This is a genomic window from Enterobacter pseudoroggenkampii (assembly GCF_026420145.1).
GTDB classification, from domain to species: Bacteria; Pseudomonadota; Gammaproteobacteria; order Enterobacterales; family Enterobacteriaceae; genus Enterobacter; species Enterobacter pseudoroggenkampii.
In genome coordinates, this window is record NZ_JAPMLV010000001.1 from 1,314,326 (window position 1) to 1,335,334 (window position 21,009).

18 protein-coding genes are annotated in these 21,009 nt (G+C 59.6%); 12 read left to right on the forward strand and 6 right to left on the reverse strand.

All coding sequences use genetic code 11. The annotated features are described in order from the left end of the window. Positions 1-234 precede the first annotated feature (234 nt). Positions 235-1,734 carry an aldehyde dehydrogenase family protein gene (locus tag OTG14_RS06475; protein WP_024909486.1) on the forward strand — a complete coding sequence of 500 codons (1,500 nt, stop codon included), beginning with the start codon at positions 235-237 and terminating at the stop codon, positions 1,732-1,734. A 50-nt stretch (positions 1,735-1,784) separates the two neighbouring features. On the opposite strand, the gene OTG14_RS06480 is transcribed toward OTG14_RS06475, so the two are convergent. Together OTG14_RS06480 and OTG14_RS06485 are read right to left on the reverse strand one after the other, a co-directional pair. After that, positions 1,785-2,399 (reverse strand): FMN-dependent NADH-azoreductase, encoded by a 615-nt coding sequence (locus tag OTG14_RS06480; RefSeq protein WP_048989521.1) that lies wholly within the window; start codon positions 2,397-2,399, stop codon positions 1,785-1,787. Then, positions 2,396-3,160: an alpha/beta fold hydrolase gene (locus OTG14_RS06485; protein ID WP_425340237.1), complete on the reverse strand. Its 765-nt coding sequence runs from the start codon at positions 3,158-3,160 to the stop codon at positions 2,396-2,398. The genes OTG14_RS06480 and OTG14_RS06485 overlap by 4 nt, the downstream gene beginning before the upstream one ends. 121 nt (positions 3,161-3,281) lie before the next feature. Here OTG14_RS06485 and OTG14_RS06490 point away from each other — a divergent pair, with 121 nt between their 5' ends. Continuing rightward, positions 3,282-4,268 (forward strand): GlxA family transcriptional regulator, encoded by a 987-nt coding sequence (locus OTG14_RS06490; RefSeq protein ID WP_267214757.1) that lies wholly within the window; start codon positions 3,282-3,284, stop codon positions 4,266-4,268. 9 nt (positions 4,269-4,277) lie between these two features. Here the strand turns inward: OTG14_RS06490 and OTG14_RS06495 are convergent, their stop codons facing one another. From OTG14_RS06495 to paaZ, 4 genes are all read right to left on the reverse strand, one after another. Continuing rightward, complete coding sequence (locus OTG14_RS06495) at positions 4,278-5,384, reverse strand: GGDEF domain-containing protein (protein WP_267214758.1); 1,107 nt, start codon at positions 5,382-5,384, stop codon at positions 4,278-4,280. 73 nt (positions 5,385-5,457) lie between these two features. Further along, positions 5,458-7,431, reverse strand: a complete 1,974-nt coding sequence (locus tag OTG14_RS06500) for an alkyl/aryl-sulfatase (RefSeq protein WP_267214759.1) — start codon at positions 7,429-7,431, stop codon at positions 5,458-5,460. A gap of 167 nt (positions 7,432-7,598) precedes the next feature. Then, positions 7,599-9,875 (reverse strand): primary-amine oxidase, encoded by a 2,277-nt coding sequence (gene tynA / locus OTG14_RS06505; RefSeq protein WP_248164335.1) that lies wholly within the window; start codon positions 9,873-9,875, stop codon positions 7,599-7,601. 621 nt (positions 9,876-10,496) lie between these two features. Then, the gene (paaZ, locus tag OTG14_RS06510; protein WP_267214760.1) at positions 10,497-12,539 is read right to left on the reverse strand and encodes a phenylacetic acid degradation bifunctional protein PaaZ; all 2,043 of its coding nucleotides are present in this window, start codon (positions 12,537-12,539) and stop codon (positions 10,497-10,499) included. A 284-nt stretch (positions 12,540-12,823) separates the two neighbouring features. Between paaZ and paaA the strand changes: the two genes are divergently transcribed. Genes paaA through pcaF form a run of 10 tightly spaced genes read left to right on the forward strand, consistent with a single transcriptional unit; the run spans position 12,824 to position 20,988 of the window. Continuing rightward, a complete protein-coding gene (gene paaA / locus OTG14_RS06515) occupies positions 12,824-13,753 on the forward strand; it encodes a 1,2-phenylacetyl-CoA epoxidase subunit PaaA (RefSeq protein ID WP_267214761.1) in 930 nt (309 codons plus the stop codon). An 11-nt stretch (positions 13,754-13,764) separates the two neighbouring features. Continuing rightward, positions 13,765-14,052, forward strand: coding sequence for a 1,2-phenylacetyl-CoA epoxidase subunit PaaB (gene paaB, locus OTG14_RS06520; RefSeq protein WP_008502380.1), 288 nt, complete (start codon positions 13,765-13,767; stop codon positions 14,050-14,052). Positions 14,053-14,060: 8 nt separating this feature from the next. Beyond that, positions 14,061-14,807, forward strand: a complete 747-nt coding sequence (gene paaC / locus OTG14_RS06525) for a 1,2-phenylacetyl-CoA epoxidase subunit PaaC (RefSeq protein WP_024908042.1) — start codon at positions 14,061-14,063, stop codon at positions 14,805-14,807. A gap of 11 nt (positions 14,808-14,818) precedes the next feature. Further along, the gene (paaD, locus tag OTG14_RS06530) at positions 14,819-15,316 is read left to right on the forward strand and encodes a 1,2-phenylacetyl-CoA epoxidase subunit PaaD (protein ID WP_157189095.1); all 498 of its coding nucleotides are present in this window, start codon (positions 14,819-14,821) and stop codon (positions 15,314-15,316) included. Between the two features lie 7 nt (positions 15,317-15,323). Then, complete coding sequence (paaE, locus tag OTG14_RS06535; RefSeq protein WP_267214762.1) at positions 15,324-16,394, forward strand: 1,2-phenylacetyl-CoA epoxidase subunit PaaE; 1,071 nt, start codon at positions 15,324-15,326, stop codon at positions 16,392-16,394. Then, complete coding sequence (paaF, locus tag OTG14_RS06540) at positions 16,391-17,158, forward strand: 2,3-dehydroadipyl-CoA hydratase PaaF (protein WP_267214763.1); 768 nt, start codon at positions 16,391-16,393, stop codon at positions 17,156-17,158. The genes paaE and paaF overlap by 4 nt, the downstream gene beginning before the upstream one ends. Further along, entirely contained in the window at positions 17,158-17,946 is a 789-nt protein-coding gene (gene paaG, locus OTG14_RS06545) for a 2-(1,2-epoxy-1,2-dihydrophenyl)acetyl-CoA isomerase PaaG (protein WP_090417101.1), read from the forward strand. Before paaF ends, paaG begins: the two co-directional genes overlap by 1 nt. A gap of 1 nt (position 17,947) precedes the next feature. Then, positions 17,948-19,372, forward strand: a complete 1,425-nt coding sequence (gene paaH / locus OTG14_RS06550; RefSeq protein ID WP_267214764.1) for a 3-hydroxyacyl-CoA dehydrogenase PaaH — start codon at positions 17,948-17,950, stop codon at positions 19,370-19,372. Then, on the forward strand, positions 19,362-19,790 hold the full coding sequence (paaI, locus tag OTG14_RS06555) for a hydroxyphenylacetyl-CoA thioesterase PaaI (RefSeq protein ID WP_267214765.1): 429 nt from the start codon (positions 19,362-19,364) through the stop codon (positions 19,788-19,790). Before paaH ends, paaI begins: the two co-directional genes overlap by 11 nt. Continuing rightward, positions 19,783-20,988: a 3-oxoadipyl-CoA thiolase gene (gene pcaF, locus OTG14_RS06560; RefSeq protein ID WP_267214766.1), complete on the forward strand. Its 1,206-nt coding sequence runs from the start codon at positions 19,783-19,785 to the stop codon at positions 20,986-20,988. Before paaI ends, pcaF begins: the two co-directional genes overlap by 8 nt. The last annotated feature ends 21 nt before the right edge of the window (positions 20,989-21,009 follow it).

The window sequence follows — 21,009 nt, forward strand, 5'->3', positions numbered from 1 at the left end:
CTCACTGCACCGTCAACGTTTTCGCATTGTTACATTTGTGTTGCATTTTGTCAGAGCTATGAGGCTGACTATAGGAAAGAACACTCACCGGTAACAGCGATATAAGCGGCAATTATCGCGATTTGCGGAGCCTGTCACAGGTGGCAAAGCGAATGTCACAGAGACAAAAGCGAGAATGCAAAACCCCACTTAGACTGGATGGACACCCTGCGAAGAATAACGAAGGAGTATCCTATGTCTGAATCACAGGTGGCCATTCAGCCTGCCGTACAACAATTTTTAGACCGACAGCATGGCCTGTGGATTGAAGGGCGTCAGGCCGCATCGGACAGTGAAAAGCGGCTGAACGTCTACAACCCGGCCACGGGCGAAGTCATTGCCTCGACTGCCGATGCCAGCGTCGACGACGTTGACCGTGCCGTCATGTCCGGCTGGCGCGCGTTTGTCGCCCGCAGCTGGGCCGGAAAACTCCCGGCGGAGCGCGAGCGGATCCTGCTCCATTTCGCCGATCTGGTGGAACAGCACAGCGAAGAGCTGGCCCAGCTTGAAACGCTGGAGCAGGGGAAATCCATTAACATTTCCCGCATGTTTGAAGTCAGCTGCACCCTGAACTGGATGCGCTATACCGCCGGGCTGACCACCAAAATTACGGGTAAGACCCTCGACCTTTCCATCCCGCTGCCGCAGGGCGCCCGCTATCAGGCGTGGACGCGTAAAGAGCCGGTTGGCGTGGTGGCCGGGATTGTGCCCTGGAACTTCCCGCTGATGATCGGGATGTGGAAAGTGATGCCTGCGCTGGCCGCGGGCTGCTCTATCGTCATCAAGCCGTCAGAAACCACGCCGCTGACCATGCTGCGCGTAGCGGAACTGGCCAGCGAAGCGGGCATCCCGGACGGGGTGTTCAACGTGGTGACCGGGAGCGGCGCGGTGTGTGGCGCAGCGCTGACCTCGCATCCGCATATTGCAAAGGTGAGCTTCACCGGCTCAACGGCGACGGGTAAGCAAATTGCCCGTGCGGCGGCGGACACGCTAACCGGCGTGACCCTGGAGCTGGGCGGGAAAAACCCGGCTATTGTACTGAAAGACGCCGACCCGGCGTGGGTGATCGAAGGCCTGATGACCGGCAGCTTCCTGAACCAGGGGCAGGTGTGCGCGGCGAGCTCGCGCATCTATATTGAAGCGCCGCTGTTTGACACGCTGGTCAGCGGGTTTGAGCAGGCGGTGAAATCCCTGAGCGTCGGGCCGGGCATGTCGCCGGAGGCGTTTATCAACCCGCTGGTGTCGCGCGCCCACTGTGACAAGGTGCAGACCTTCCTTGATGAGGCGAAGTCGCGCAACGCGGAGCTAATCGTCGGTAACCGGGGGCCGGAAGGCAAAGGCTATTACGTTGCGCCTACGCTGGTGGTGAACCCGGATGCCTCGCTGCGCCTGACCCGCGAAGAGGTGTTTGGCCCGGTGGTCAACGTGGTGCGCGTCGCCGACGGTGAAGAGGCGCTTCAGCTGGCAAACGACAGCGACTATGGCCTGACGGCCAGCGTCTGGACGCAAAATATCAGCAAGGCGCTGGAGTATACCGACCGGCTGCAGGCGGGCACCGTCTGGGTAAACAGCCATACGCTGATCGACGCCAACCTGCCGTTCGGCGGCATGAAGCAGTCCGGTACGGGGCGTGACTTTGGTCCGGACTGGCTGGACGGCTGGTGTGAAACCAAGTCGGTGTGCGTGCGGTATTAAAAACATTGCCGGGTAACGCTGCGGTTACCCGGCAGGCTTTAACCCGGCGGCTATTTCAATGCTGCGGCAATGACCGATGGAATAGCGTCAAACGCCTGCGCAACGCCTTTAGTCCTGACTTCTTCACTGCGCGTAGCCCCTTCAGCACGGACAAATTCCACTCTGTCGATACCCAGAAAACCAAAGAATCGCTGCAGGTACCTCTCCTGAAAATCCATGTCTTCGATTGGCGTACCGTGATATATCCCGCCGCGGGTTGAAACGACAATAATCCTCTTGCCGGTCGCATGCCCCACCGGGCCCGTCGGGGTATAGCTAAAGGTTTTTCCCGGCTGGGCGAGTCGATCTAACCAGGCTTTAAGCTGAGTTGAGACGGAGAAGTTATACATAGGCGCACCTATCACGATGAGGTCGCTATTGAGAAATTCGTTCACAAGTTCCCCGGACAGCGCGTGTTCGCGGACATCTTCAGCCGTCGCATCGGTGGCTATCCGCAGCGGCCGGAACCCAGCAGCAACGGTGCCGGTGAGATGGGCGATGGGGGTTTTAACGACGTCGCGATAGACCACCTTCTCTGACGCGATCTGGCGAACCACCTCTGCCGTCAGCTGACGTGAAAGTGAGAACTCGCCGTTAATACTTGAATCTATATGCAGGATATTCATTTCTCTGTTTCCTTTGCGTCGGTTTGGGTTGCTTGTTCGATAAACTGACTCACGGCGTGCGGGTGGGAAATCATCGACATATGGCTGCTCTTAATACGCAGGACGGTGGCGTTCATGGTGCCGGCGAGCTGCTGCTGGATACCGGGAGAGAGGGCGCGATCCTCTTCGGTTATCAGATACCATGAGGGTTTTTCACGCCATGCTGCATGTTCTACCTTCTCGCTGAAGGCGCTTGCCGCGATAGGCTGCTGCGTTGCCGTCAGCAGTTTTACGCGTTTGAGGGGCAGATCGTTGGCCATCGTGCGCTGATAGGCAGCAGGATCGTCCAGCCAGATTAACCCTTTTTTATCCGGGCGCATGTCGGCCATCGGGGCGTTGAGGCGGGTAAGAAGAGAGGTAACCGATTCACCGCTGTCGGGGGCAAGGGCGGAGAGAAAAACCAGTTTTTTCACCTTCGGGTTATTGCCTGCCTGAGTGATGACCGCGCCGGCCCAGGAGTGGCCAACAAGCACTACGTCCCCTTGCTGACGGTCGATGACACGCTCTGTGGCGGCGACGTCCTCTTCAAGCGAAGTCAGAGGGTTTTGCACTGCCGTGACGTGGTAGCCCCGGGTCTGCAAACGGCCTATCACTTCCTGCCAGACGGAACCATCGGTAAAGGCACCATGCACGAGGATGATGTTATTAATCCGCGCCTGCACAGACTGCGATGCAGCCATGCAAAGCAAGGAAAGAAGAACGGGCAAGCGTGTCGGTTTCATAAGCGTGACGTAATTTCCTGAGAGACGTTGAATCACAGTGTAACGAGAGACGCAAAGAGGCTTGTAGTGTCTGAAATGACTGTTAACATACGAAATCAGACATTTTACTCAGGCCTGAATCATGAGAATTGCCATTTTAGCGTTACCCGGAAGCATGAAATCCGCCGTGGCTGGGCTCTGCGACATGTTCTGGCTGGCTAACGAAGTGATTGCCCAGCAGCCGGACGGCGAGGGCATTTCGCCTTTTGAGGCGGTCATCATCACGGCGGAAGGAAAACCGGTCCCGGACGCGCAGGGGCGGCCGATCGAGGCCGAAGCGAGCTTTGTTACCGGAGGAACCTTCGATCTCGTGATTGCCTGCGGGATGAAGCTTGACGAGCAGAAACGCCCGGTCTCGCCAGAGGCCGTCCTTGAGGCTGGCGCATGGCTGCGCGGCCAGTATGATAAAGGCGCGATGCTTGCGGGAGCCTGTGCCGGTGGGTTGGTTCTCGCCGAGGCGGGGATCCTCAATGGCCGGGCATGCACGACGACCTGGTGGCTTTACCATACTTTCCGCCAGCGTTATCCGCTGAGCAAACCTGTCTGGGGTAAAGCGCTGGTGCAGGATGCACGGGTTATCACATCCGGTGGCCCGCTCTCGTGGGTTGACCTGGCGCTGCATATCATCCGTCTGCACGCCGGGCAGAAGCTGGCGCGTCTGACGGCCGATATGGCCGTGGCTGACAGCCAGCCGTTATCTCAGCAGGTTTACGCGCCAGCAGGTTTTTTAAATTCAGTCCATCCGATGATAATGAAAGCGGAACATATCGTCCGGTATGAAAATCCGGCGATTACCGTAGAACAGCTTGCCCGGGCGCTGAATATGACCACTCGTACCCTTCACCGAAAAATGGCGGAGGAGATGAATGAAAGCCCTAAAAACTTTTTGACGCGCATGCGCATTGAAAAGGCAATGCGTCTCCTGGAGCAACCGGGGTACGCAATAACGGAGATTGCCAGCGCTTGCGGTTACGCTGACGACACGGCATTCAGGCGCGCTTTTACGGGGGTGACGGGCATGTCGCCCGGTCAATACCGCAAATGGATCGCCGAGCGTCATGCGGAATAGCCGCCGTTCTCACCGGCATACTCGATCCCGCCCGGCCTCCTTGGCCCGATACAGCGCAGCATCGGCGCGGGCGATGATCTCGGTGCCTGCTAACCCCTCCGCCATGCTCGCAATCCCCATGCTCACGGTGACATGGTCGCTAACGGTTGACGCGCTGTGTGGTATGGCTTCCGCGCGCAGGCCGTCCTGAATACGCAGGGCAACCTTTTCCGCGATGTTTTCCGGGCAATTGAAGAGAATGACCACGAACTCCTCGCCGCCGTAGCGCGACACCACATCGTCAGGTGTGCGCACCGACTGCTTCAGCACCCGCGCCACGCGGGTCAGACAGTCGTCGCCTGCCTGGTGCCCGTAGGTGTCGTTGTAGAGCTTGAAGTAATCGATATCCAGCATAATCACCGAGAAGGTTTTCTTCTGCTCAACCGCGTTTTCCAGCACCACCTCCATTTTCCGGCGATTGGCGGTTTTGGTTAACGGATCCTGATGCGCCAGCGCATCCAGTCTGGAGATCAGCAGCTGATTTTGCTGATTACGCCGCCAGGCCTCGTCAAACCAGCTCAACAGAATGAAACGCCCGCAGATCAGGATCAGCGTAAAGACGCTCCAGATGACGACGAAGTGAAGGTTGAGGCCATCGTTCCGTATCCAGCTTGCTATCGGCAGGGTGATCCAGAGCGGGAGCACAAAGGCGAGCAGCCCTTCAGGATAAAAATAGAGCGCCGTTAAGCCGGCGAGTAATAAAATGACGCACAGCGGCCAGACGTGAGGCAGCAGCAGCTGGGTGATAAACCAGAAGCAGGAGACCGACCAGATGGCGCTACAGATAAACAAGACCACGCTGATACCGGCGATACGCCGCCAGGCCATCAGGATCAGCGCTGCTGAGAGGATGATAATGCCAAGCATGGAGGCATCGACCATTCTCGTCAGCTGCGGCGAGTGGGGATAAAGGGGATCGCTGGCCTTAAGCAGAACGTGTCGCAGCAGGATCATCACCGCGAAGCTGATATTGACGAAGGCCAGCCACGGCAGGTTCATCGCCAGCCCGTGCATGACCATGGCATGGCGCGTTGGCCAGGTTGCCCGTTCAAGTCTCGGTTTTTTTCTTTTTTCCATTGACGCTTTTTACCCTGTCTGGCGAACACGTGAAGCAGGAAAGGGCGGACGAACCGCCCTTTTGCATGCACCGTTACGGTGTCACAATGTTAAACCAGAAATCAAACTTATCCATGTAACTAAGCATGGCATCAAGTTTCGCGCTGTCGCCACTTATTTTGACATTTCCGCTGTCCTGAGCCTGTTTCAGCGTCACTTCCTTGAGAATGATTTTATTCAGGGTGTCACGGTTGAGCGTCAGCGTCGCATCCGCATCTTTTGCTTCTGCGTTCGCCGTGTGGTTCAGCACGCCATTTTCCAGCTCGAGTTTGTACTTCCCGCCATCGCTGCCCAAATCAATGTTAAACACCGATTTAGCCTCACCGGCTTTCTGGCCATTGATATGGACTGCCAGGTAGTCAAAGAACATCTCTGGCGTCATCGCGCGTACCGTATCCGGGCTGGCGGTATTCGGCGTTGGACCTTTCACCACGCCGTTACGCAACTCCTGCGCACCGGTCAGGTAGAAGTTACGCCACGGGCCGGATTCAGCCTGATAGCCAAGCTGTTCCAGCGCATCCGCTTCCAGGTTACGTGCCGCCTGATTGTTTGGATCGGCAAAGACCACTTTACTCACCACCTGCGCCACCCAGCGGTAGTTCCCCTGGTCGAAGTCGGTTTTCGCCTTGTTCAGGATGGCATCCGCGCCGCCCATATACTCAACGAATTTCTTCGCGCCTTCTTCCGGCGGCAGCTCATCCAGCGTCGCCGGGTTGCCGTCAAACCAGCCCAGATACAGCACGTAGGTGGCTTTGACGTCATGGCTCACCGAGCCGTAGTAGCCGCGGTTAGCCCAGGTATGGGCCAGTGAATCCGGGAGCGTAAAGTTCGCGGCAATTTCGTCGCGCGTCAACCCTTCGTTCGCCATACGCAGCGTCTGGTCGTTGATGTAACGATAGAGGTCACGCTGGCTTTTCAGCAGTTTGACCACGTTTTCGTTGCCCCAGGTCGGCCAGTGGTGTTGTGCCATGATGATTTCGGCCTTATCACCCCAGCGCACAATCGCCTGGTTAATGTATTTCGACCACGGCAGCGGCTCGCGGATTTTCGCTCCGCGCAGCGAGTAGGTGTTGTGCAGAGTGTGGGTCACGTCCTCTGCGGATTCAATGACTTTTTTCTCTTCGATATACCAGAGCATTTCCGATGGCGCTTCGGAGCCAGGCGCAAGCATAAAGTCGTAGGTCAGGCCGTCGATTACCTCTTTCTGCCCATCTTTCTCGATAATATTGGTCGGGGCAATCAGCGTGACCGTCCCGGCGGAGGTTGTTGTCCCAAGACCGGCACCCACCTGACCTTTGGCATCTGGCTTCAGCAGGTTGCCATACATATAGCTGGCGCGGCGGCTCATCACATTACCCGCCATGATATTCTCGGCAACGGCCGCTTCCATAAACCCGGCAGGCGCGTAGACCTTCACTTTACCGGACTTCACGTCCGCTTCATCCACCACGCCGCGCACGCCGCCATAGTGGTCAACGTGGCTGTGGGTATAAATGATGGCGACGACCGGTTTCTTGCCGCGATGTTTAAAATAGAGATCCATCCCGACCTTCGCCGTTTCTGCCGACACCAGCGGGTCAACCACGGTAATACCGTCTTTCCCTTCAATGATGGTCATATTTGACAGGTCAAGATTTCGGATCTGATATACGCCGTCGGTCACTTCAAACAGGCCGCTAATATTAATCAGCTGAGATTGACGCCATAAGCTTGGATTAACGGAGTCCGGTGCTTTATCGCCTTCTTTAATAAACGAATACTGCTGCGGGTTCCAGATGATATTGCCTTTTTCCCCTTTGATAATTTCCTGAGGAATAGGGGCAATAAAGCCTTTATGGGCGTCCGTAAAATCGGTGTTATCGGAGAAAGGAAGCTGATTAAACAGGGCGTTATTGGCTTGTTGCGTTGCGGCCGTGGCATCCTTCGGGGCTTCTGCGGCATACGCGGAGCTAACGGAAATAACAAGTCCAGCCAGAGCAAGACTCCTGACGATCAAATTGAATTTCATCCTAACCTCTCAGTGGTGTATTACGTCGTTCGTGGAAACTTCGTGTCCTGGCTGAAAGTGGTTCAAGAAATGCAATGGGAATAAACGAGGTAGAAATAACTATAATCGGGGAGAGGCATTCAGCAAGTAAATAGATGAAAAACCGGGCATTGCGCCCGGTGCGTTATTTATTTCTGTTCGTCTTTCTTTTTCCCGAGCGTTGGCGTCTCGTCGAAGAAGTTCCACGGTTTAAGCAGGGTATGCACCCATTCCGTCGGCATGATCGGCCACTCCTCCGCGCGTGCCACGTGGGTGGTGCCGGTGGTCATCCAGACAACATCGTCCTGATCGTTGAGCGACTCGTTATCTTTGCTGTACTGACCCAGGCCGGTGTCGTGCACGGAGCGGTTCGGGAATTTTCCTTCCGGGTAAAGTTCATCCGGGTGGTAACGGGTCACCCACAGCTGTTTGTCCATAAAGCTCAGGCGATGGTAGATCCACTCGTCCGGGGCAAATTTCGCGCCGGTCGCCACCGGGTGCGTACCGCCCGCGTAAGGGATAATCTGGTACGAGACCGGGTTGCCCATGCGGTTCTCTTTACGGGTGTTGCTCAGCAGGCGAATCGTGCCCGGGTCGAATTTCTGCGCCGCCTGCTGCTCGGTATCAATATCGTACTGATTGATCTGCATGGTGCTGGTGCGCGGGCCACCGGCGGTATTCGGCTTCACTTCCGGATCCATGGCCACCAGCTTGTTGTTGATGCCGTCCACGTCCATATCAAGGCGGAAGTTGTAGATGTGCTGGTGCGTGGTGCCCACGATGTTATGGTCGATCAGCGTGCCGTATTTTGTATCGTCTTTGGCGGTGGCGTCGTGCATGGTTTTCGCCTGCACGCCTTTCACCGCTTCGATACCCGTCGCGCCGGCGTCAATGCCGATGGTGCCATTTTCATGGAACACCCAGTCGAAGATGTAATCGTAATTGCCCACGGTACTCACCCAGCGCACCACCAGTTCGCGGCGCTCGGTGCTGACGTTCGGCTGGCCCATCTCCTGGTGCTTGTATTCCGGGCCCGCGTAGCGTTCGAAAATGGCGATCGCGCGCGGGATCTCCATCGGCGCGCCGGTGTAATCCGGGATGGTTTCATTGAGCATCACGGCGTTGGACGGCACGTCTTTACCGCGTACCAGCGGTGAGGTCAGGGTGCCCATGCCGTAGTCGCCGGAGTCGAGATAGGCTTTAAAGTACCAGCCCACGTCCGGATCGCCGTAAGGAACGATCATGCCGCCGAGCGACCCCTGATACATAATCTGGCGTTTTTTGCCGTTGTCGTTATAGGTGACGGTTGAGATCATCGGGCCGACGCGGGAGTCCAGGCTCAGGTGGAAATCCCAGTTCTGCCAGTGCACCATATCGCCGGTGATGGTGTAGTTCTTGCCTTCCGGCTCAATGATGTCGAGCGGTTTTTTCGGCATCTCTATACGGTCGCGGCCATCGTAGGGGCGCGGCGTCATCGGAACCGGAACAACGGCGCCTTCCTCAATCTTCTGGATTTTCTTCTGCTCAAGATCGACCACGGCCACCAGGTTTTCAATCGGGTGCGCCCAGTAGTTGCCGTCGCCAACGTCCAGATAGCTCACCACTTTCAGCAGGCGATCTTCCTGCTTCAGGCCATCTTTACCGTCGAAATAGCCGACGGTCAGCGGCGTGGTAATCACTTTTTTCGGGTCGGTGATGCCGTGTTTTTTAAGCACCTCGGCAAACTCCGTGCTGTCGTTGATGATTTGCTGAACCGCGGTGAAATCATCCAGCAGCACCATGCCGTGCGCGTCTTTCACAGGCTCCCAGCGCAGGATTTTTTTATCCTTCAGATCCACCAGGCTTTCGATAACGTGCTTTCCGTCGAGCATCACGATCTTCGCCTGACGCGGGGCATCCACCGCCGTACCGTTAAGCACAAAGTCCCACACTTTGGCTTTCTCTGGCTCAGCAAGGGCAATCTGGGTAAAGCGGGTATTCGGTTTAAAATCCGCCGAGGCTTTGACAATCTCAACGGCTTGCTTAATTTCGTCCGCCGTCAGCGCGTTTAGCGGGTGAGGGCGTTTCTCAACCTGGAAGGTCTGATCGAGGCCTGACTGGAAAACATCGTTGATAAAGGTATCGGAAATAAAGGCTTTCTTGCCTTTCATCACCACCGGCACCTCGAGCTTGAGGGTTTTACCGTTGACGATGGCGGTTTTAGCGCCCGGTTTGACCTTCACAAAGGCGCCGTCTTTTGCAATGGTGAACATCTGTGCGTAATCATCCCACTGAACGTCGGCGCCAAAGTCCTGCAGCGTTTTGTCCATCGGGACCATATGCGCCTCACTGCCGTGGGCGAAAACAGGGGATTGCCAGGCGCAACACAGCGCAACGGCCATAGCCAGCGCCGTTCTACGGGCAGAAAAAGAAGAATTGCTTCCCATCGTAGACCTCATCTTGTTGTGTTTATTGTGTTGTGACAGCCTTATCCTGACAGGCGCCTGAGAAAAGCGTTTGCCTGCATCTGCCAGATTATTTGTCAGCCTTGCCAGGTTAAAAAAAGAGCGGGGGTAAATCACATGCCGGGCCATTTCCCCTCCCCATTGAGGCTGAGGGAACCCCACAAATGATGTCAGCACAGACGGCCCCCTCTCCCTTGAGGGAGAGGGCTGGGGTGAGGGGGAACATACGGCACTGGTGGTCATTCCGTTCACTTTATGTTCCTAGCTACTCTGTAACGATATGGCCTGTGAACGTGCCAGGGTGGCTCAGTCGCCACCACCCTGGCGACCCGGGCTCCCGGCGGTAAATCGCCGCTGCGCGGTACCTTCGGCTTATTCCTTCCGGCTTATCGGGTACGGGCGGAGGTAACATCCCTGTAAAGCCCGCCCTCTCGGCGCATCCCGGCGCCTCGCCCCGGCCGGAAGGCAAACGCCTCAGCGATTTACAGCCGGACCAGGGCATCGCTGAAGGCCCTCAGCCATTCTAAAAGCAGCGTTATTGCTTCTGCTTGCACATTACTTGAGAGCGCTCAGCCATTGTGGAGAGGATGAGGAGCAGGGAACTTAGCTGAAATCACCCTGCTGGCGCGCCACCAGCGTCAGAATGGAGTAGAGCGCCACGGCCTGCTGGTGCTGGTTGAAGATCTCAACCGCCCACTCCACCACGCCCGTCGGTTTTTCCTCCGCGGTACGCTGTTTCTTCAGCGTTTTACGTTTGCAGGTCAGACGCACCTGAATGGTATCGCCCGGTTTAACCGGCTCGATAAAGCGCAGGTTCTCCATGCCGTAGTTAGCAATGACCGGCCCGACGCCCGCATCAACAAACAGCCCCGCGGCGGCGGAAATCAGGAAGTATCCGTGCACCACGCGCTCGCCAAAGATCGACTCTGCCGCGCCGATCTTGTCCATATGGGCGTAGAAGTGGTCGCCGCTCAGGCAGGCAAAGTTCACGATGTCCGCTTCCGTGAGGGTGCGGCGCGGCGTCAGCAGGCTGTCGCCCGGCTGCAGCTCCTCAAAGTATTTGCGGAACGGATGCACGCGATCTTCCTGCACCGCTGCGCCACGCACCCACTGTTTGCCGATGGCGGCCAGCATGGTCGGACTGCCCTGAATGGCGGTGCGCTGCAGGTAGTGCTTCACCGCGCGCAGGCCGCCCAGCTCTTCGCCGCCGCCCGCGCGCCCCGGGCCACCGTGCACCAGCTGTGGCAGCGGGGAACCGTGGCCGGTGGACTCTTTCGAGGCTTCCTCGTTGAGGATCTGAATACGCCCGTGGGCGCGCGCCGCACCGGTAATAAACTGGCGGGCAATGTCCAGGTCTGCGGTGACCAGCGTACCCGCCAGGCTGCCGCCGCCCGCGCGGGCAAGCTGCATTGCGTGGCGCGCGTTGCGATACGGCATCAGCGTCGCGACCGGGCCAAAGGCTTCGGTTGAGTGCACTGCCGGAGTTTCATCCGGCTGCGGGCAGAACAGCAGGGTCGGCGGGTAGAACGCGCCCGCGGCCTGCAAATCCGCTTTGCCACCCAGGCGGACCTGGCAGCCTGCGGCGATCAGTTGCTCCACTTTCTCCTGCACGTCCGCACGCTGTTCGGCGTTGACCAGTGCCCCCATCTTTACCCCTTCCTGCGCCGGATCGCCCACCACCACCTTTTCCAGCCGGGCAACCAGCGCCTGGCTCACGGCGTCAATCTGGTTCTGCGGGACGATAATGCGGCGAATGGCCGTACATTTCTGCCCGGCTTTGGCGGTCATCTCGCGCACCACTTCCCGAATGAACAGGGCAAATTCCGGCTGCTCCGGCGTGACGTCTTCCCCCAGCACGCAGCAGTTCAGGGAGTCGGCTTCCATGGTGAACGGAATGGAATTCGCCACAATATTCGGGTGCACGCGCAGACTTTGCCCGGTGCTGGCGGAGCCGGTAAAGGTCACCACGTCCTGGCTGTCGAGCTGGTCGAGCAGATCCCCGGCGCCGCCGCAGATCAGGCTGATGGCACCGTCCGGCACCAGCCCGCTGTCGACGATGGATTTCACCATCGCCTGAGTCACCTGCGCGGTGGCGGTGGCGGGTTTGATGATGGCAGGCATGCCGGCAAGCCAGGTCGGCGCCAGCTTTTCCAGCATTCCCCAGCAGGGGAAGTTAAAGGCGTTGATGTGCACCGCCACGCCGGATTTTGAGGTCAGGACGTGGCGCGCCGCAAAGCCGCCTTCTTTTGACAGCGGGATCAGCTCGTCTTCCGGCCACACGGTGTCATCCGGCAGCTCGCGGCTACCCAGGCTGGCGTAAGTGAAGAGGGTGCCGATCCCGCCTTCGATATCGACCCAGCTGTCCGCTTTCGTGGCGCCGGTCTGGGCGGACAGGGCATAAAACGTCTCTTTCTCGCTAAGCAGGTGCTTTGCCACCGCCTTCAGCATGGCCGCGCGTTCGATAAAGGTCATCGCGTGAAGCGCTTCGCCGCCGCGCTCAATCGCATAGCGACGGGCGGCCGCCATGTCCAGCCCTTCGCTGGTCATGCTCCACAGCGCTTCGCCACTGATGGCGTGATGAATAGTGCGTTCACGGCCCCGGCCAGACTGCCAGGTACCGGATAAGAAGCTGGCTAACTGCTGCATCGCTTATCTCCAAATGTTACGTAATTTACCCATTAATAGTTTGATCATGAATCATAAAAATCAAGCTGAGTTTTAATGAATTGTTAACATTGTGATCCGCTCTGATGAAACGCGGCGCGCGAGGACGCTCTTCAGTACACCTGCAGTAAAAGCCTTGCGAGCGATATCACAAAACAAGGAAACAATTCTTGGGGTTATATTTAACCTTTGTGTAACTTTTAAAAAACAAAGTGATTCAACATTACGCTTTAATTTGCAAACTAACGAATCATAAAGGTGATGACGTGACGCAAGAACAACGGTTTGAGCAGCGCATAGCGCAGGAGACGGCGATTGAGCCTCAGGACTGGATGCCTGACGCCTACCGTAAGACGTTGATCCGCCAGATTGGTCAGCATGCGCACTCCGAAATTGTCGGCATGCTCCCGGAAGGAAACTGGATCACCCGCGCCCCGACGCTGCGTCGAAAAGCGATCCTGCTGGCGAAGGTGCAGGACGAAGCCGGACACGGGCTCTACCTCTACAGCGCGGCGGAAACGCTGGGCTGCGCGCGGGAAGACATCTACCAGAAGATGCTCGACGGCAAAATGAAGTACTCCTCTATCTTCAACTATCCGACCCTGAGCTGGGCCGATATCGGCGTGATCGGCTGGCTGGTGGACGGCGCGGCCATCGTCAACCAGGTGGCGCTGTGCCGAACCTCCTACGGTCCCTATGCCCGCGCGATGGTGAAAATCTGTAAAGAAGAGAGCTTCCACCAGCGCCAGGGCTTTGAAGCCTGCGTGGCGCTGGCGCAGGGGAGCGAGGGCCAGCGCCAGATGCTGCAGGACGCCATCAACCGCTTCTGGTGGCCGGCGTTGATGATGTTCGGGCCGAACGACGACAATTCGCCGAACAGCGCCCGCAGCCTGGCGTGGAAAATCAAACGCTTCGGCAACGACGAGCTGCGCCAGCGCTTTGTCGACAACACGGTGCCGCAGGTGGAGATGCTGGGCATGACGGTGCCCGATCCCGACCTGCGTTTGGATGAAGAGAGCGGTCATTATCGCTTCGGCGAGATCGACTGGCAGGAGTTTGACGAGGTCATTAACGGGCGCGGCATCTGCAACCACGAACGCCTGGCCGCCAAACGTAAAGCCTGGGAAGAGGGGGCGTGGGTGCGGGAAGCCGCACTGGCGCACGCGGAAAAACAACACGCCCGCAAAGTGGCTTAAGAGGAATCACGATGAGCAATGTCTACTGGCCGCTGTACGAAGTGTTCGTACGCAGCAAACAAGGGTTATCCCACCGTCACGTGGGCAGTCTGCATGCCGCCGACGATCGCATGGCGCTGGAAAATGCGCGTGATGCCTACACCCGCCGCAGCGAAGGGTGTTCTATCTGGGTGGTTAAGGCGAGCGAGATTGTCGCCTCCCAGCCGGAAGAGCGCGGCGAATTCTTCGACCCGGCGGAAAGCAAGGTTTACCGCCATCCGACGTTCTACACCATCCCTGACGGCATCGAGCATATGTGAGGCAAAGAATGAATTCAGTGACTGCCTATGCCCTGCGTCTGGGCGACAACGGTCTGGTGCTCTCCCAGCGTCTCGGCGCCTGGTGCGGCCACGCGCCGGAGCTGGAGATCGACCTCGCGCTCGCCAATATCGGCCTCGACCTGCTGGGACAGGCGCGCAATTTCCTGACCTATGCCGCGGAGCGGGAAGGCCAGGGCGATGAAGACACGCTGGCGTTTGGCCGCGACGAGCGCCAGTTCCGCAACGTCCTGCTGGTGGAGCAGCCGAACGGCAGCTTCGCCGACACCATTGCCCGCCAGTACCTGATGGATGCCTGGAACGTGGCGCTGTACGAACGCCTGACCCAAAGCCGCGACGGCCAGCTTGCCGCCATTGCCGCCAAAGCGATTAAAGAGGCGCGCTACCACCTGCGCTTCAGCCGCGGCTGGCTGGTGCGTCTGGGCGACGGGACCGAAACGTCCGCGCAAAAAATGCAGCAGGCCATCGACAGCCTGTGGCGTTTTACGGCCGAGCTGTTTGAGGCCGATGACGTTGAGCTGGAATTGATTCAGTCCGGCGTGGCGGTTGACCCGCGCACGCTGCGCCAGCCGTGGGAAAGCGAAGTGTATGCCGGTCTGAATGAAGCCTGCCTGCAGGTGCCCGCAGAGGTGGCATACCGCACCGGGGGCAAGCAGGGGCTGCATACCGAACATCTGGGCCCGATGCTGGCGGAAATGCAGTATCTCCAGCGCGCGTATCCCGGTCAGCAGTGGTAAAGGAGAACGCTATGCAACGCCTCGTCGACATCGCGCCCGCGCAAATCCCGCAGATCTGGGCGCTGCTAAGCCAGATCCCGGACCCGGAAGTGCCGGTGTTAACCATCACCGATTTAGGCATGGTGCGCAGCGTGAAGGCGCAGGGGGAAGGCTGGGTTATCGGCTTCACGCCGACCTACTCGGGCTGTCCGGCGACGGAACACCTGCTGGGGGCGATCCGCGAGGCGATGACCGCGCACGGCTTTACCCCGGTGCACATTGTGCTTCAGCTTGAACCCGCCTGGACCACCGACTGGATGACCGCCGACGCGCGCGAGCGCCTGCGGGCGTACGGCATCAGTCCACCGGTGGGGCATAGCTGTCACGCGCACGCGCCGGTGGAGGTGAGCTGCCCGCGCTGCGCCAGCACCGACACCTCGCTTATCAGTGAATTTGGCTCGACGGCCTGCAAAGCGCTCTACCGCTGCAATACCTGCCGTGAGCCCTTCGACTATTTCAAATGTATTTGAGGCTGCCATGACAACGTTTCATTCATTAACAGTGGCAAAAGTGGAACCCGAAACCCGCGACGCGGTGACCATCACTTTCGCGGTGCCGCAGGCGTTGCAGGAGGCCTACCGATTCCGTCCCGGCCAGCACCTGACGTTAAAAACGACGCTTGGCGGAGACGAGCTGCGCCGCTGCTACTCCATCTGCCGGAGTACCGCCCCGGGCGAGATCAGCGTGGCGGTGAAAGCGATTGAAGGCGGGCGCTTCTCCCGCTATGCCCGGGATGAGATCAAAGCGGGTATGGCCCTGGAGGTGATGGTTCCTCAGGGGCAGTTTGGCTACCAGCCGAGGGCTGACCGCGAGGGCCACTACCTGGCGATTGCGGCAGGCTCCGGGATCACCCCGATGCTGGCGATTATCTCCGCCACGCTGGCGACCGAGCCCAACAGCCATTTCACCCTGATCTACGGCAACCGCAGCAGCCAGAGCATGATGTTCCGCCAGGCGCTGGCGGACCTGAAGGACAAATACCCGCAGCGGCTGCAGCTGGTCTCCATCTTCAGCCAGGAGCGGCTGGACAGCGATCTGCTCTATGGCCGCATCGACGGGGAAAAACTGCAGGCGCTGGCGAAAACCCTGATCAACTTCCGCCAGTATGACGAGGCATTTATCTGCGGTCCGTCGGCGATGATGGACGACGCCGAAGCCACTCTGAAGGCGCTGGGGATGCCGGACAACTCCATTCACCTTGAGCGTTTTAACACCTCCGGAATTACCGTTAAGCGCGCGGTGCACGTACAGGCGGAAGGCCAGAAAGTGACCGTTCGCCAGGACGGGCGCGACCGTGAAATCACCCTGACGGCGGACGATGAAAGCATCCTGGATGCCGCCCTGCGTCAGGGCGCGGATCTGCCGTATGCCTGCAAGGGCGGCGTCTGCGCCACCTGCAAATGCAAAGTGCTGCGCGGGAAGGTGGACATGGCGACCAACTACAGCCTGGAGCCGGACGAGCTGGCCGCCGGGTATGTGCTGAGCTGCCAGTCGCTGCCGTTAACCGCCGACGTGATTGTCGACTTCGACGCGAAGGGGATGGCATGAGCGAACTTATTGCTACCCGTCATGGCCGCGTGCTGCAGCTGACGTTCAACCGTCCGGCGGCGCGCAATGCCCTCAACAACGCGCTGTTAACCCAGCTTGCGGAACAGCTTGAGGCCGCCGCCGTGGATGCCGACATTGCCGTCTGCGTGATTTACGGCAGCGAGCGCTGCTTTGCCGCCGGGGCCGATCTCAACGAAATGGCGGAGAAAGACCTGTCTGCCACCCTGAACGATATTCGCCCACAGCTGTGGGCACGCATTAACGCGTTCAGCAAACCGCTGATCGCCGCCGTGAACGGCTTCGCGCTGGGCGCGGGCTGCGAGCTGGCGCTGCTGTGCGACGTGGTGATTGCCGGTGACAACGCCCGTTTCGGCCTGCCGGAAATCACGCTCGGCATTATGCCCGGCGCGGGCGGCACCCAGCGTCTGATTCGCAGCGTAGGGAAATCCCTGGCCAGCAAAATGGTGCTGACGGGCGAGAGCATAACTGCACAGCAGGCGCTGAGCGCCGGGCTGGTGAGCGATGTTTTCCCGGCAGCGCTGACGCTGGAGTATGCCCTGAAGCAGGCGGCCCTGATGGCGCGCCACTCGCCGCTGGCGCTGCAGGCGGCGAAACAGGCGCTGCGTCAGTCTCAGGAGGTACCGCTCCAGGCCGGGCTCGCGCAGGAGCGCCAGCTGTTTACGCTGCTTTCCGCCACCGAAGACCGCCGGGAGGGCATCGACGCCTTCTTACAAAAACGCACCCCCGACTTTAAAGGACGCTAATTGTGGAATTTATTCTCAGTCATGTAGAACAGGGCGTGATGACCATTACGCTGAACCGTCCGGAGCGTCTGAACAGCTTCAACGACGTGATGCACCAGCAGCTGGCCGAGTGCCTGAAACAGGCCGAGCGTGATGACACCGTGCGCTGTCTGCTGATCACCGGGGCAGGACGGGGTTTCTGTGCCGGTCAGGATCTGAACGACCGCAACGTCGACCCCAACGGCCCGGCGCCGGATCTGGGGATGTCCGTTGAAACCTTCTACAACCCGCTGGTGCGCCGCCTGGCAAAGCTGCCGAAGCCGGTCATCTGTGCCGTTAACGGCGTGGCGGCAGGTGCGGGGGCCACGCTGGCGCTCGGGTGCGACATGGTGATTGCGGCCCGTTCCGCCAACTTCGTGATGGCTTTCAGCAAGCTCGGCCTGGTGCCGGACTGCGGCGGTACCTGGCTGCTGCCGCGCGTGGCGGGACGCGCCCGCGCCATGGGGCTAGCGCTGCTCGGGGACAAACTCAGCGCCGAACAGGCGCAGGCGTGGGGGATGATCTGGCAGGTAGTGGATGACGAGCAGCTCTCAACCACGGCCCAGCAGATGGCGCTGCATTTTGCGTCGCAGCCGACCTTCGGGCTGGGGCTGATCAAGCAGGCCATCAACGCTGCAGAAACCAACACCCTGGACGACCAGCTCGATCTGGAGCGCGACTATCAGCGTCTGGCCGGACGCAGCGACGATTACCGCGAGGGCGTCAGCGCCTTCCTGGCGAAGCGCGCGCCGAACTTTACGGGGAAATAAGATGCTCAATATACGGACTGTCGCCGTGATCGGCAGCGGCACGATGGGCGCAGGGATTGCCGAAGTCGCCGCCAGCCACGGTCATCAGGTGCTGATCTACGACATTTCCAGCGATGCGATATCGCGCGCCATCGACGGGATCCGCCAGCGTCTGGCCTCCCGGGTAACGCGCGGAAAACTCTCCGCCGATGCCGGGAGCCAGATCCTGGCCCGGCTGGTTCCCGTCACGGATATCGACGCGCTCTCCGCGGCCGATCTGGTCATAGAAGCGGCCTCAGAGCGTCTGGAGGTGAAAAAGGCGCTGTTTGCTCAACTGGCTGAGATCTGCCCGCCGCAGACGGTGCTGACCAGCAATACCTCTTCCATCTCCGTCACGGCGATTGCGGCGGACGTCCACCACCCGGAGCGGGTCGCAGGGCTGCACTTCTTTAACCCGGCGCCGGTGATGAAGCTGGTGGAGGTGGTCAGCGGGCTGGCGACCTCTGCGGAAGTGGCCGACGCGCTGTGCGAGCTGGCGCTGAACTGGGGCAAACAGCCCGTTCGCTGCCAGTCAACGCCGGGGTTCATCGTCAACCGCGTCGCCCGTCCGTTCTATTCCGAAGCCTGGCGCGCGCTGGAGGAACAGGTCGCTCCGCCGGCGGTGATTGATGCCGCCCTGCGGGAAGGCGGCGGTTTCCCGATGGGGCCGCTGGAGCTGACCGACATGATTGGTCAGGACGTGAACTTTGCGGTGACCTGCTCGGTATTTAACGCCTTCTGGCAGGAGCGTCGTTTTCTGCCTTCGCTGGTGCAGCAGGAGCTGGTGCTGGCAGGAAGGCTGGGCAAAAAGAGCGGGAAAGGCGTTTATGACTGGCAGGGTGACAAACCTGACGTGCAGTGGGTTGAGTCGGTGAACGACAGCTATAGCCCGATGCGCGTGGAAAAAAGACGTGACGGTGTCACGGAAATAGATGATGTCTATCTGGTTGAAACGCAGGGAGAGACCGCGCAGGCGCTGGCGCTACGGCTCAACGGCCCGGTGGTGGTGGTGGACCGCATTGAGCGTGACGTGGCGGTCATTGCCGCCGCGGCCAGCAACCCGCACACCGCGACGCAAAAAGCCATCCGCTACCTGCAGCAGCAGGGGCATCGGGTGGTGCAAATTGCCGATTATCCCGGCCTGCTGATCTGGCGCACGCTGGCGATGATTGCCAACGAGGCGCTGGATGCCCTGCAAAAAGGGGTCGCCAGCGAGAAGGACATCGATACCGCTATGCGCCTCGGCGTGAACTACCCGAGCGGGCCGATCGCCTGGGGCGAGCGCCTGGGCTGGCAGCGCCTGCTGACGCTGCTGGAGAACCTGCAGCGTCATTACGGCGAGGAGCGCTATCGCCCCTGTTCACTGCTGCGCCAGCGCGCGCTTCTGGAGAGTAGCTATGAGTCATAACGCCTGGCATAACGCCCGCGCGATGTACGAACGGGACGCCTGCGCGCAGGCGATGGGGATGGACATTGTCGAGATGGACGAGGGCTACGCGGTGGTGACTATGACCATCACCCCGCAGATGCTGAACGGCCATAAAACCTGCCACGGCGGCCAGCTTTTTTCGCTGGCGGACACCGCTTTTGCCTACGCCTGCAACAGCCAGGGGCTGGCGGCGGTAGCCTCCGGCTGCTCGATTGATTTTCTGCGTCCGGGCTTTGCCGGGGACACGCTCACCGCCACCGCGCGGGTGAAGCATCAGGGCAGGCTGACCGGCGTGTATGACATTGAAATCCAGAACCAACAACAGAAAACCGTCGCCCTTTTTCGCGGAAAATCTCACCGCATCGGCGGCAGCGTGACAGGAGAGACAGATGCGTGACGCATTTATTTGTGATGGCGTTCGAACCCCGGTGGGGCGCTACGGTGGCTCGCTTGCCGCAGTCCGAACCGACGATCTCGGTGCCGTGCCGCTGCGCGCGCTGCTGGCCCGCTACCCGCAGCTCGATCTGGAGCGGATTGACGACGTGATTTTCGGCTGCGCCAACCAGGCGGGGGAAGATAACCGCAACGTGGCGCGCATGTCTTCCCTGCTGGCCGGGCTGCCGCAGACGGTGTCCGGGACCACCCTTAACCGCTTGTGCGGGTCCGGGCTGGACGCGATTGGTTTTGCCGCCCGCACCATTAAGGCGGGCGACGGCGACCTGCTGATCGCGGGCGGCGTGGAGTCGATGTCCCGCGCGCCGTTTGTGATGGGTAAAGCCACCGCCGCGTTTCAGCGTCAGGCGGAGATCTTCGATACCACCATCGGCTGGCGATTTGTGAATCCGCTCATGCATCAGCAATTCGGAACTGACAGTATGCCGGAAACGGCAGAGAATGTAGCTGAATTGTTAAATATCAGCCGTACCGATCAGGACGCGTTCGCGCTGCGCAGCCAGCAGCGTACCGCGCAGGCGCAGCAGAACGGCATTCTGGCGCAGGAGATTGTGCCGGTGCTGGTGCCGGGCAAAAAAGGGGCAGTCACAGCGTTCAGCGTGGATGAACATCCGCGCGCGGACACCACGCTCGAGCAGCTTGCCGGTCTGAAAACGCCGTTCCGTAAGAACGGAGTGGTTACGGCGGGAAATGCCTCCGGCGTCAACGACGGCGCTGCGGCGCTGATCGTCGCCAGCGAGAAGATGGCGCTGGCTCAGGGGTTAATCCCGCGCACGCGGATCGTGGCGATGGCGACGGCGGGCGTGGAGCCACGTCTGATGGGGCTCGGCCCGGTACCGGCCACTCGCAGGGTGCTGGAGCGCGCCGGACTCAGTATTAACGATATGGACGTGATCGAGCTTAACGAAGCTTTCGCCGCGCAGGCGCTGGGCGTGCTGCGTCAGCTGGGCCTGCCGGATGATGCCGCGCACGTCAACCCGAACGGTGGCGCGATTGCGCTGGGCCACCCGCTGGGCATGAGCGGTGCCAGACTGGCGCTGGCCGCGAGTAACGAACTGCACCGACGCGGCGGGCGCTACGCGCTGTGTACGATGTGCATCGGTGTGGGTCAGGGCATTGCCATGATCCTTGAGCGTGTTTGAGCATAAAAACAATGTGAGTAC